Annotated in this window: 12 protein-coding genes, 1 tRNA gene, 3 pseudogenes and 1 riboswitch; of the genes and pseudogenes, 8 read left to right on the forward strand and 8 right to left on the reverse strand. The window is 53.3% G+C overall.

Features of this window, described 5'->3' with window-relative positions:
- Positions 1 to 300: 300 nt before the first annotated feature.
- Positions 301 to 1,377: an MATE family efflux transporter gene (locus D1841_RS15040; protein WP_237076407.1), complete on the reverse strand. Its 1,077-nt coding sequence runs from the start codon at positions 1,375 to 1,377 to the stop codon at positions 301 to 303.
- Here D1841_RS15040 and D1841_RS19335 point away from each other — a divergent pair.
- Both D1841_RS19335 and D1841_RS19935 read left to right on the forward strand, forming a co-directional pair.
- A pseudogene (locus D1841_RS19335) lies at positions 1,279 to 1,497 on the forward strand (recombinase family protein); the annotation flags it as partial. The gene D1841_RS15040 and the pseudogene D1841_RS19335 overlap by 99 nt on opposite strands.
- Positions 1,496 to 1,708: pseudogene (locus D1841_RS19935) on the forward strand (hypothetical protein); the annotation flags it as partial. The pseudogenes D1841_RS19335 and D1841_RS19935, both read left to right, overlap by 2 nt.
- A 36-nt stretch (positions 1,709 to 1,744) precedes the next feature.
- On the opposite strand, the gene D1841_RS19525 reads toward D1841_RS19935, so the two are convergent.
- The 6 genes and pseudogenes from D1841_RS19525 to D1841_RS15070 form a co-directional block, all read right to left on the reverse strand.
- A complete protein-coding gene (locus tag D1841_RS19525; protein WP_256376704.1) occupies positions 1,745 to 1,867 on the reverse strand; it encodes a hypothetical protein in 123 nt (40 codons plus the stop codon).
- 36 nt (positions 1,868 to 1,903) lie between these two features.
- Complete coding sequence (locus tag D1841_RS15050; protein WP_160644312.1) at positions 1,904 to 2,437, reverse strand: AAA family ATPase; 534 nt, start codon at positions 2,435 to 2,437, stop codon at positions 1,904 to 1,906.
- Positions 2,438 to 2,444: 7 nt separating this feature from the next.
- Entirely contained in the window at positions 2,445 to 3,620 is a 1,176-nt protein-coding gene (metK, locus tag D1841_RS15055) for a methionine adenosyltransferase (RefSeq protein ID WP_371722016.1), read from the reverse strand.
- An 88-nt stretch (positions 3,621 to 3,708) separates the two neighbouring features.
- Positions 3,709 to 3,810: riboswitch (SAM riboswitch) on the reverse strand.
- Positions 3,811 to 3,884: 74 nt separating this feature from the next.
- Positions 3,885 to 4,670, reverse strand: coding sequence for an inositol monophosphatase family protein (locus D1841_RS15060; RefSeq protein WP_161880107.1), 786 nt, complete (start codon positions 4,668 to 4,670; stop codon positions 3,885 to 3,887).
- Positions 4,670 to 6,015 (reverse strand): annotated as a pseudogene (locus tag D1841_RS15065) (replication-associated recombination protein A). Before D1841_RS15065 ends, D1841_RS15060 begins: the two are co-directional and overlap by 1 nt.
- Positions 6,012 to 6,704: an HAD family hydrolase gene (locus D1841_RS15070; RefSeq protein ID WP_160644318.1), complete on the reverse strand. Its 693-nt coding sequence runs from the start codon at positions 6,702 to 6,704 to the stop codon at positions 6,012 to 6,014. Before D1841_RS15070 ends, D1841_RS15065 begins: the two are co-directional and overlap by 4 nt.
- 193 nt (positions 6,705 to 6,897) lie before the next feature.
- Between D1841_RS15070 and D1841_RS15075 the strand changes: the two genes are divergently transcribed.
- Both D1841_RS15075 and D1841_RS15080 read left to right on the forward strand, forming a co-directional pair.
- A complete protein-coding gene (locus D1841_RS15075) occupies positions 6,898 to 7,398 on the forward strand; it encodes an SEC-C metal-binding domain-containing protein (RefSeq protein WP_160644330.1) in 501 nt (166 codons plus the stop codon).
- A 114-nt stretch (positions 7,399 to 7,512) separates the two neighbouring features.
- Complete coding sequence (locus D1841_RS15080) at positions 7,513 to 8,631, forward strand: class I SAM-dependent RNA methyltransferase (RefSeq protein ID WP_160644320.1); 1,119 nt, start codon at positions 7,513 to 7,515, stop codon at positions 8,629 to 8,631.
- Between the two features lie 79 nt (positions 8,632 to 8,710).
- On the opposite strand, the gene D1841_RS15085 is transcribed toward D1841_RS15080, so the two are convergent.
- On the reverse strand, positions 8,711 to 10,000 hold the full coding sequence (locus D1841_RS15085) for a peptidoglycan-binding protein (protein WP_160644322.1): 1,290 nt from the start codon (positions 9,998 to 10,000) through the stop codon (positions 8,711 to 8,713).
- Between the two features lie 339 nt (positions 10,001 to 10,339).
- Between D1841_RS15085 and D1841_RS15090 the strand changes: the two genes are divergently transcribed.
- From D1841_RS15090 to D1841_RS15105, 4 genes are all read left to right on the forward strand, one after another.
- Positions 10,340 to 10,428 (forward strand) — tRNA-Ser (locus D1841_RS15090).
- A 327-nt stretch (positions 10,429 to 10,755) separates the two neighbouring features.
- Positions 10,756 to 11,601: a hypothetical protein gene (locus tag D1841_RS15095; RefSeq protein ID WP_160644324.1), complete on the forward strand. Its 846-nt coding sequence runs from the start codon at positions 10,756 to 10,758 to the stop codon at positions 11,599 to 11,601.
- 15 nt (positions 11,602 to 11,616) lie between these two features.
- Positions 11,617 to 11,913: a DUF4314 domain-containing protein gene (locus D1841_RS15100; RefSeq protein ID WP_160644326.1), complete on the forward strand. Its 297-nt coding sequence runs from the start codon at positions 11,617 to 11,619 to the stop codon at positions 11,911 to 11,913.
- Between the two features lie 36 nt (positions 11,914 to 11,949).
- A partial coding sequence (locus D1841_RS15105) for a DNA cytosine methyltransferase (RefSeq protein WP_160644328.1) occupies positions 11,950 to 12,196 on the forward strand: 247 nt, incomplete at its 3' end.

Here is a 12,196-nt window from a genome sequence, read left to right on the forward strand (position 1 = left end):
ATCGCTGCGGTACACGTCCGTTGTATCGCTATTTGGGCTGCTATTCGTGCTTAACTCATGTAGACACTATTTAAAACAATCCCACAGGCAATGAAAGCCACTATGACAATCTCCATAACTGGCGGTATATACAGTTTTAGCCACCTGTTCAGAACATGGGGCAGCATGAATAGGATCAGCGTAAGTACGCAGAGAAAAATATGCTCTGTATTCATCCGCAGGCATGAAATAAACAGGGATATGCCTACGATAACTGCCATGCCATAATAGAAAAAATTTTTTCTCAATCGTATGAACCATTTAGGGCGCATTTTCGCTTATCTGCTCCATTTTCTTAATTTCCCTGAAACAAAAGGCTCCTGAAAGGATAAAAGCCAAAGCGTCTGCGACAGGCCCCGCCATGAGAATACCTGTCAGCCCAAAGAAGCGGGACAAAATAAGCATGGCCGGAATATAAAAGATTACCTGCTTTGACAGGGAAGTAATCGCTGCTTTCATGGGCTGTCCAATTGCCTGGAATAATACGCCGGCACACATCTGCAAGCCATTCAAAAATGTAAGCAGCAGATAAATATGGAAACACTTGACCGCAAATTCCTCGTACAGTGCAGATTCCGTCCCGAATATCCGGATAAGCTGCAGCGGGAAGCACTGGAAAATGATCCATGAAACAAAGGTGATGAGCGTGGCAACTCCGGCACTCAGCATAAATGTCTTTTTCACACGGTCATATTTCTTTGCGCCATAATTAAACCCAATAATTGGCTGGCTGCCGCTTGCAACGCCAATGCCAATGGAAAATGCAAGCATACTCACTCTCATACACAAGCCGAAAGTTGTGAGCGGAATATCTGCACCATAAGGAGAGAGCGCGCCGTATTTTGTCATCAGATTGTTTGATACAAACGCCACCACCGTTGAAGTCAGGTTGTTGGCCCCGCTTGCAAATCCAAGGCTTGCGATTCTTCCTGCAGTCCGGATATCAAAAGTAAAAGACTGTCTGGACAGTTTGATCGTTTTCAACCGGAACAGATAAGCGATGTTAAACAAAAGTCCGAACAACTGGCTTATAATGGTGGCGATTGCAGCACCTTCAACACCCCAGTGGAACACAAAGATGAAAATCGGGTCAAGAATGATGTTGAGAACTGCCCCGATCATCATGGAAAGCATGGCATAACGCGGACTTCCGTCTGTTCGGATTGCACTGTTAATGGTATTTCCGACAATCTGAAAAGCAAATCCGATCACGATGATGCGCCCATAATCAAGAGCATAGTGGAGAATATATCTTCCAATGTCAAAAAGGGATTGAAAATGAAGATGCAGAGGGGCGAGCTTGTAGCGTTTCAAGGATGTCTGGGATATGACTACCATAAGGATACAAAAAGCATATCCGTAAATGAAAAGGAAGCCGAAATTGTAAGATATATTTTCAATCGTTATATTGAGGGGGCAGGATGTACGGTCATTGGGAATGAACTGGAAAATTGGGGATCTCTACCTTTATACCAAAATGCGGAATGTAGGCGGTATCGCCCAGACCGAAGCCTAGAAATCAAGCGACCTCTTTATGAAGTGCCGCTATCTGGACGAAATCACAGGCAACCGTGGCACGATTTTTGCCACAGGAACGCCTATCAGCAACTCAATGGTGGAGATGTACTCGGTGCAGAGGTACTTGCAGTACGACACCCTTGTAAAGAACGGCTTTTTTATACTGTTCGCCCCCTTTCCGTCGCCCTTATTTTTTACGGCTTTTTGGGGGCATTTTTCTTTCTGCATCATCGGCAGAAGCATTCTTGTAAACCACTTGCCTAGCGATTGGTTTTCGGTACACAAAAAGCCAGCGCAGCTTTACTGCCACGCCGACCCCTCGTTAAAATGCTTTCTTACGTATCCCCTATTTGAGATACCCTTCTCTAAAAAGTTCTAAGGGTAAATGATACTCCCCTTCTATCAGGGTATAAGGCAGGCCACAAGCCTTGCACCCAGCCTGCCATGCGGCATTCCCCTGGATAGCTGTCTCTATGGAAAAACCTCCGTCCTCCAGACGCTGTTCCACGTCATTTGCGTGGGCCTGCATGGCGGAGAAATTTTTCCGGATAAAACCTTCGCTGAGCACCAGACAGCAAAAACGGATGTGCCGCAGGTATTCTATCGCAAAGCTTTCCTGCCAGTTGAAAGGGATATAACAGCCCTCCACAATCAGGTGCTGTCCGTTTTCTATGGCTGTCTTGACCATTTCCGCCGCTATAGGCCAGAGGTACGCGGTAAGCTTATCATCGTCCTCCGGCGTAAGGCTGGTCTGCCCACTGCGGATAAGCCCCATTTTCAGGAGATCTAAAGATAAACAGCTATACCCATATTTTTCCACAAGCTTTTGGGCCAACACGGTTTTTCCCGTATGGGAGGCTCCCGCAATTAAAACCACCACAGGATTCTTACTTGACAGCCTCCAGCAGGGCGTCAATGCGGTCGGTGCGCTCCCAGGCCACACCCAAGTCTTCCCGGCCCATGTGCCCGTAAGCGGCAAGCTGGCGGTAGATGGGTTTGCGGAGATCCAGCTCCTTGATAATGGCAGTGGGCCGCAGGTCAAACACCTTGCGCACCGCCTCGCTGAGCTTTTCATCGCAGACAGTGCCTGTGCCAAAGGTATCTACCATAATGGAAACCGGGCGGGCCACGCCGATGGCATAGGCCAGCTCTACCTCGCATTTTTTGGCAAGGCCGGCAGCCACAATATTTTTTGCTACCCAGCGGGCTGCGTAAGCAGCAGAGCGATCCACCTTGGTGGGATCCTTGCCGGAGAATGCGCCGCCGCCGTGGCGCCCATAGCCGCCATAGGTATCCACGATAATCTTCCGGCCTGTCAGGCCGCTGTCCCCCACAGGGCCGCCGATAACGAAACGCCCGGTGGGGTTGATATAGATGCGGGTCTGCTGATCTACCAGCCCGGCGGGCACGATAGGCTTAATCACATGCTTTATCATGTCCTTTTTCAGCTTCTCCAGCTTCACGTCCGCGTCATGCTGGGTGGAAATGACAATGGCCTCCACCCGCTTGACCTCGTCCCCCTCATACTCCACTGTCACCTGGGTTTTCCCGTCAGGCCGGAGATACTTGAGGGTGCCGTCCTTGCGCACCGCCGCCAACTGCTTTGCCAGCTTGTGGGAAAGGGAAATAGCCAAAGGCATATACTCTGGCGTTTCATCGCAGGCATAGCCAAACATCATGCCCTGATCCCCTGCGCCGATAAGGCTGTTCTCATCAGTTTCCCCGTTCTTCGCTTCCAAAGACTCATTAACGCCCATGGCAATGTCCGGAGACTGTGCGTCGATGGAAGTCATCACGCCGCAGGTGTTGCCGTCAAAGCCGCAGGCCGGATCGTCATAACCGATATCCTTCACCACTTCCCGCACCACAGCGGGGATATCCACATAACAGGAGGTGGCAATCTCCCCCATCACATGTATCATGCCGGTAGTGGCAGTGGTTTCGCAGGCCACATGGGCCTCCGGGTCTTTCTCCATAATGGCGTCCAGCACCGCGTCGGAAATCTGGTCGCACACCTTATCGGGATGTCCCTCGGTTACAGATTCGGAAGTAAACAGCTTCATGAAAATCATCCTTTCGTTATAATAATCCAAGCCTCAGTAAACCCCGAATCAAGAAAAGGGCACCTCGAAAAACGAGGGCCCTTTTACCGCCTCATCTTTCGGTTTACACCGCAGGAATTGGCACCTTGCAGCTTGCGCCACAGGTTGCCGGGCATCACAGGGCCTGTCCCTCCGCCTCTCTTGATAAGGATTTATTCAGCTTTTGTTTTATTATAGCACCCCATATGCCTCTTGTCAATGGAATACAGGGAAATTTGTTGAATCTCACAGTCTGGCAAAATGCCGCCGGGCAATTTCCGCCAGAGTGCCATAAACCGCCGGGCTGCCAGCTATCACCGCCATGCCCTTTTCATAACCCAGCGGCCCTTCCAGGGAGCCTGCCTTGGCCCCCGCCTCCTCCAGGATGACGGAAGCGGCGCAAAAATCCCAGGGGGACAGGATGGCTTCAAAGAAGCCGTCGCTGCGGCCCGCCGCCACATAGCACAGATCCAGGGCGGCAGAACCGGATCGGCGCACATCCCCGCAGAGGAGAAACACCTCCTGCACCGCCGCAAAGGTCGCTTCGGCCCGTTCCCGGTAATAGGGAGAGGAGCCAAAAGCGATTAAGGCATTTTCCAGGGGCACTTCCCCGCAGCGGATGGACTGTCCGTCGCAGAAGGCGCCTCCCCCCTTTACAGCGGAAAACAGCTCTCCTGCCCACAGGTCATACACAAGTCCCATCACCCCTGTGCCGTTCTGCACCAGGCCCACGGAAATGGCGCAGGGTCTGTATCCCCGCATGAAATTGGTGGTGCCGTCGATGGGATCGATAATCCAGTTCAAGCCCGGCTCCAGCTTGTTTTGGGCCTGCTCCTCGGCAAAGAAATGGGCCTCTGGCAAAAGCTCCCCCAGCTTTTCCAGCAGAAATTTCTGGGAGGCAATGTCAGCCTCTGTCACAAAATTGGCGTGGCCTTCCTTGGTGTATACCTGGGGGTGCCGCAGGGAACGCACCAAAGCCCCTGCCTCCCTTACAATCCCTGCCGCTTCCTGCATAAGCCTTTGCAAATCCATCAAGTTTTCTCCCCTTTGTGTATTTTTGGCTGTCTTTCCATCTTCCAGGCCCGGATTTTTTCCAGGCGCTCCTTCACCCTGCCCTCCAGGCCCTGGGCGGTAGGCTCATAATACTGCCGGCCCAAAAGGGAATCCGGCAGGCACTGCATGTCCGTCAGCTTTTCCTCTGTGTCATGGGCATATTGATACCCTTCCCCATAGTGCAGCTCTTTCATCAGGCGGGTGGGGGCGTTGCGGATAACCAGGGGCACCGGCTCTGCCAGCATGTGCAAAGCATCCTTTTTGGCGGATTCATAGGCCCTATAGAGGGCGTTGGACTTAGGGGCAACGGAAAGGTACACTACAGCCTGTGTGAGATTTACCGTACACTCCGGCATGCCGATGAAATGGCTGGCCTGATAGGCGGCAGTACACAGCTCCAAGGCCCGGGGATCGGCAAGGCCCACATCCTCGCTGGCAAAGCGGATAAGCCGCCGGGCCACATAGAGAGGGTCTTCCCCCGCCTCCAGCATACGGGCCAGCCAGTACACCGCCGCGTCCGGGTCGCTGTTGCGCATGGATTTGTGCAGGGCGGAAATCAGGTTATAATGCTCCTCCCCGTTTTTGTCATAGAGCAGGGATTTCCGGTTCACGCACTGCTCCAGTATCTCCCGGGTTACCGTCACCCTGTCCCCTTCCCTGCGGGCATTTAATACCACCATCTCCAGGGTGCCCAGGGCTGTGCGGGCGTCGCCATTTGCAAAATTTGCAATGATGTCCAGCATGCCCCCCCCATTTCCACCTGCTCCCCTCCAAAGCCCCGGGGATCCTCCAAGGCCCTTTTCAGCAGGGAAACCAGATCTTCCGCAGAGAGGGCCTGAAGCACGAACACCCGGCACCGGGACAGCAGAGCGGCGTTTACCTCAAAGGAAGGGTTTTCCGTAGTGGCTCCAATGAGCACAATGCTGCCCCGCTCCACAAAGGGCAGGAAAGCGTCCTGCTGGGCCTTGTTGAAGCGGTGTATCTCATCTACAAAAAGCAAGGTGCGCTCCCCTAATAGGCGGCTGCGCTCCGCGTTTGCCATCACTTCCTTTATCTCCTTGATGCCGCTGGTGACGGCGCTGAAGTTGATAAAATTCGACTGGGTGCGCCCGGCAATGATACGGGCCAGGGTGGTTTTGCCCACCCCCGGCGGCCCCCAGAAAATCATGGAGGACGCCTTATCCTCCTCTATAAGCTGGCGCAGGATTTTCCCTTCCCCTAAAAGGTGCTGCTGGCCGCTGAATTCCGAAAGGGTTTGAGGGCGCATACGGGTGGCTAAAGGCGCGTCCAGCGGGCCGGGCTGGAAAAAGCTTTGCTGTGTCACAGGCTCTCCCCTCCCAAAAGGCTTTCCGCAATGGGCAGAAGCCCGGTTAAATCGGAAACCGTATAGCGCGGGACAAAATCCCCTGGATGTTCCTCCTTACGGTTCACCCAGCAGGCCGGAATGCCTGCCGCCTGCGGCCCTGCTACGTCATTTGTAAGGGAATCCCCCACAAAAAGGGCTTCCTGGGGCCTCAAGCCCAACTGCCGCAGAATCTCTGTATAGAAGCGGGGGGCTGGCTTATAGCAGCGAAGGCTTTCCGAGGTGAAAAGCTTTTTCATGGGCAGGCCGCCCCGGCGTAGATCCTGCTGCAAGGGCGCTGTATCCGTAATGGAGCCAATATACAGCGGCACCCGCTTTTCCAGCGCTTCCAGCACAGCCTTTGCCTCTGGATAAGGCCTGCGGCAGCCTAAAATCCCAAGCATAATTTCCACGTCCTGGTCCGGCTCCCCCTCTATGCCATATTCTTTATAAAGCGCCCGCAAATCTAAATGGTAGATGGCCTCCTCTGTGAGGAAAGGCCCCCCGCTGTCCATGTGCCGCTGGTGCAACTGCTTCCAGCGGGCATAAAAACCAGACGGAGAAATATCCTGCCGCCCGTTTTTTGCCAGTATTTCCCCGGCAGCGTCTACAGAGCCTGTGCCCGTACACAGCAGCGTCCCATAGGCGTCAAAAATAATGGCTTTCAGCATCGCAGCCCCTCCCCTGTCGCTTTTTTCCATTATACGCCCAACCTGCCAAAAAAGCAAATGGGGAAAACTGTTTGATAAAATCAATGGAACAGACATCTCTCGACACGGAAGGAATTGACAGAAAGGAAAAAAGGTGCTAAGATTTCCAGTAAGGATATATAAAAGCCATTTGAAAAGATGAAGATTAGGAGTGATGAATGTGGCTTTGCTGGCACAATGGCAGCAGTATGCCGAAGAAAAGCAGCAGGAGCAGGGGGCAAAATTCTGGCAGGAATATTTTAAGCTGGAAACAGAATTTTACAAACGGATCCTGGAAAGCAAACCCCGGCGCAATACGGTGGAGGGGTATGCGAAGAAATACAGCGTGGATTTAATGTCCATGATGGGCTTTCTGGACGGCATCAACGACAGCCTGAAGGAGAAAAATGATTTGGAGGCCCTGGAGGCAGATTCGGAAGTCAATCTGAACTATGACAAGGAACGGCTTTATAAAAACATGGTGGAGGCAAAGGCAGACTGGCTGTATACCCTTCCCCAGTGGGACAAGCACCTGACCGAGGAGCGCCGCCAGGAGCTGTACAAAGAGCAGAAGCGCTCCAAAACCGTGGTGAAAGGCCAAAAGGTGGGCCGCAATGATCCCTGCCCCTGCGGCAGCGGGAAAAAATATAAGAAGTGCTGCGGCCGGGATGCATAAAGCCATACATAAAATTTGGCAGTGCCCGGCTGAAACGGAAAAAGTGCGTTCCTTTGCGGGATAAGCGGGGGAACGCACCTATATTATACAGCATTTTGGTGAAAGGGGAATTGCATGGAAAAAATAAGGCTTTGTGCCCCCTGCCTGTTGGGGCTGGAGGGTTTGGTTGCCCAAGAGCTGCGGGAAATGGGCTGCGAGGACGTGCAGGCGGAAAACGGGCGGGTGCTTTTCTCCGGCGGCTGGAATATTCTTGCCAGGGCAAACCTGCGCCTGCGCTGCGCGGAGCGGGTTCTGGTGCTGCTGGGAGAATTTGAAGCCCGCAGTTTTGAGGAGCTTTTCCAGGGCGTGCAGGCGCTTCCCTGGGAAAAGCTTCTGCCTGTAGATGGGGAATTCCCTGTAACCGGGGCCAGCCTGAACAGCCAGCTCCACAGTGTGCCCGACTGTCAGTCCATCATCAAAAAAGCCATTGTCCGGTGCCTGACTAACGCTTACCATATCTCCTGGTTTGAGGAGACAGGGCCTCTGTACCGGGTGCGGTTCCGCATTTTAAAGAACAAAGTAAGCCTTATGGTGGATACCTCTGGGGCAGGCCTCCACAAGCGGGGATACCGCCCTGCTTCCACCCAGGCCCCTATAAAAGAAACCCTGGCGGCGGCTTTGGTAAAGCTTGTCCGACTGCGGCCTGACGGCCATTTTCTCGATCCCTTCTGCGGATCCGGCACCCTGCTGATAGAGGCCGCTATGGCAGCCCGCCGTATGGCCCCCGGGCTTGGCAGGCGGTTTATCGCGGAAACCTGGACAGGGGCAGACAAGGCCATCTGGAAAGAGGAGCGGAGCCTTGCAAGGGAAATGGCCCTGCCCGGGGAAGGCTTTTTGGCGGAAGGATTTGATATCGACCCGGAAGCAGTGTCCCTCACCCTGGAAAACGCCCAGCGGGCAGGGGTGGGAAAACATATCAAGGCCCAGATACGGGATATAAAGGACTTTGCCTGCGCCGATCCGTACGGCTGTGTGGTGTGCAATCCGCCTTATGGAGAGCGGCTGCTGGACGTTTCCGCGGCCCGGGATCTGTGCAAAACCATGGGTCGGGTGTTCACCCAACAGCGGGGCTGGAGTTATGGCATTATCACCCCGGAGGAGGACTTTGAAGATCTTTTCGGGCGGAAAGCAGACAAGCGGCGGAAATTATACAACGGCATGATCAAGTGCCAGTTTTACCAGTATTTTAAATGAGCGCTGCGCAAAATGAGACAGGATATAAATACCCCCGCCTTACCCGGCGGGGGTATTTTCACGCAGTAAAGCAACAGACCTAATTTTCCTCCGGAGCCTGGGAGGTTTCCACAGGCGGTTCTGACGACACAGCGCTGTCTGTCTCCTCCCCTTTCCCCTTCGCGGTGCGGGAGAAAAGCCTCCGCTGGGTGTCGGCATCGGCAACGCCGGTTTCCTCCAGGCCGTTGGCTTTCTGGAATTCAGAGACGCACTGGGCCGTATATTCCCCGAAATGCCCGTCATATTCCCTGTCCAGATATCCAAGCTCTTCTAAACGGGCCTGCAGCTTCTGCACTTCCTCCCCCTGATCCCCCTGGGCCAGGGTTTCATACTTGGTATTATCTTCTGCCTCGGCCTCGCTGGCTAAAGCCGAGCCTACAGCAGAATCTATTTCCTCTGTAGGATCCGTCACCTGCATGGAATTTTCCTCCAGCAGTTCTGGAAACACCAAGGAGCTTATCTCGTAAGCAGTTTCAATAACAGTGCGGCCCTGCCAGGCCATCAGGCTGGGATCCATTTCAAAAACCTTGTTATCCTTCACTGCCTGGGAATCCTGAAAACGGCTGTCTCCCAGAATCTGATCCTTCAAGCCTGGCGGGCAGAAAATAGCGTTGGGATTGGAGATGCGCAGGGTGTCAAAATCGTACATGCCCCCCTGCAGGCTTTTGAAAACATTGGTCACGCCGGAATACGTCATGATGGTGCTGCCAAACATGTCTCCTGTTACAGCGCTGCTGTCCAGGTCATACAGGTAACAGGCGGTGGTGACCCTGTCGCTGGGCACAATGCGGTTAATAGCGTCCAGCGTGAGAAAAATATCTTGTGCCACCCGGATTCCCTCGTCATGGCCCGCGCCGCCGCCAGCCAAGGCGGAGGACACCTCGGAGTAAAGGCGCTCGAAATCCTCGCGGTCTGTAGCGGGGGCAATGGAAAGCACCGTAATGCCTGCCTCCTCCAGAGCGGAAGCGGAGGCGCCGCTCTCCGCGTCCAGCAGCACCAGATCCGGGCCGGCGTCTATGATAGCCTGGGCATCATCCCGGGAAAGCTTGTTTAAATCCCGCAGGCTTTCCTGGGTACACTCCTGGGCACCGGCAGTCAACTGGGTTTCATAGCCTAAAGCCAACACCACATCAGCCAGACTGGGAGAAAGCACCACCACTTTCTGGGGCCGGGCAGATATGGTTACGCCAGCCACCTCTACCGGGAATTCGCCAGCAACAGCCACGCCGGAAACCATGTTCCGCACATCGGAACAGCCTGCCAGCATCCCGCAAATTAACGCAAAGCAGAGCAGCAGGGCCCCGCCTCGTCTGCTGAATCTTTTTATCATATACACTTATCCAACTCGCTTTCTACAAGCAGAATAGACCGGCAGCAGTGAGCCTCCCGGCGCTTAACATGGCGCATTTTTCACAGAAAGCCCCATGTCTTGTGTCTATTCTACAACTTTTTCCCCTCCCCTGTCAACCTTCCACCAAAAATACTTGACTTTTTAAAAATAAAAAGCTAAAATAAGAAAGATTATTGAGGTCAGTTTGAATGCAGGCATAGATTTTATGTGAAGGTCTTAAACAAGGTTAACTGCCTATAGGGAGACGTATCGAAGTGGTCATAACGAGCCTGACTCGAAATCATGTTATCTGTGCCGAAAACTGAATAATTATTACATGGAAGCGTATCGAAGTGGTCATAACGGGCCTGACTCGAAATCAGGTAGTCCTCACGGGCTCGTGGGTTCGAATCCCACCGCTTCCGCCATCCTAGGAAAACCAAAAAGATATTTGGGCAAAAAACCGCGCCATGGCGCGGTTTTTTGCATCTCAAAGGGCTGGATTTCGAAAGTACGAAAACGGGGATGGCAAAACGGCGTTTTGGCTTTGCGGCAGGAAGTGAACCCTCACAACAACAGAATAGCACAGAGTGAGAGGGCCAGTGGAAAAAATCCGCTGGCCCTTTGTCGCAAAAAGACGTTAGTCTTTTGCGTGCATAAGGGCGATAGCCCGTTGCATACATAGCTGGTCGCTGGAGAAACCTCTTCAAAACAAGCGACCGGCTTTTTTTATTTCTTGAAAGAAGGTGCATCAAGTGATCAAAGCAAAAATAACCAACCAGTTTGGAGCAGCCCTCGAACGAGAACTGCCTCTTGACATCCACCAGTTCTACCACGATATGCGGGAGGCCGGTATCAACAAGCCGCCCCGAAATATCCTGCTCCATGATGACAAGGGCGTGGATCTCCATCTGTCTGCCGACAGTGAGATTGGCAGCCGCCTGCTGAGAGTGTTCAGCAAGGGCGACACTTTAGCTGACGCCAACACTGTGGCATTTGCTGTGTCGACTGCCAGAGAAAAAATCCTCACAGACCTGGAACAGAATATCGTCCACAATCAGTATCCCACTAAGGAAAAGCTGTTCGATGATATCAAGGCCATGACCCAGGCTGCCGGGCCAGTCAAGCTGACGCTTTACTGCCCTCTGGTGGGCCAGCTTGACGATGGCGAGTGCGACGAGTATATCGAGGTGGGCAGCGGGTTCCTGGCGGCGTACCAAGACCAGATCGAGCAGGGCATTGCCGACGAGCAGGCCCCCGAAATGGGTGACATGGCGCAATATCTTGACAGAAATGCCGGTGTAGCTGCCAAGCTCATGTCAGCAGTTTGGACAGTGGAGGATATCGACGGCAGGCTCTTAGGCCGGATCGATTGTCACCTCAAGGAGCCGCTCACGGCAGAGGAAATGGCGGATTTGCGGGAGGAAATTCTTGGACAGTGTTCAGACGGCCTTGGAGAAGGTTTCGAGCAGCGGCCCATCGAAACCGACGAGGGCGACCTCTATGTTTCATATTGGAACAGCAGTGATGACTATTTTCTCTGCACTGAGGATGAGTTGGACGAGCACCTGGAACCCCATCAAGGGATGGGCGGTATGTAAAAGGAGGTTTTCGAGATGAACGAATGGGATAGGCTGCATCGGATGGCTGAGCGCTACAAGGCCGAGTACCCCAGCGGCACACGGATCATGTTGCTGAGCATGGGAAACGACATCCACCGTGTTGAGGATAACACGCGGGGCACTGTGATTGCCGTAGACGATATCGGCACCCTGCACTGTAAGTTTGACAATGGCCGTGCGCTGGGGATCATCCCCAGCGAGGACTCCTTTCGCAAGCTCACCGAGGAAGAACTGGCAGAGGAACAGGAGCCGGACATGGACGAAGATGAAGATTTCGGCATGAAAATGTGAGGTGAAAGTTAATACAGTGAAGTGGTCGGATGGCGCATGGCTATCCGATTTTTTGATATGTTCGCGGGGATCGGCGGTTTCCGCTCCGGCTTAGAGGCTGTAGGCGGCTTTGAATGCGTCGGTCACTGCGAGATAGATAAGTATGCAAACCAGGCTTACAACACCATGTACGATACGGAAGGAGAAGTGTTTTTTGCAGACGCCAGAACCATCGACCCCAATGCGCTGCCGGATATCGACCTTATTTGCGGAGGCTTTCCTTGCCAATCTTTTTCAATTGCTG

Origin of the sequence: Neglectibacter sp. X4, assembly GCF_009917365.1 — a bacterium.
Taxonomy (GTDB): Bacteria; Bacillota; Clostridia; order Oscillospirales; family Acutalibacteraceae; genus Acutalibacter.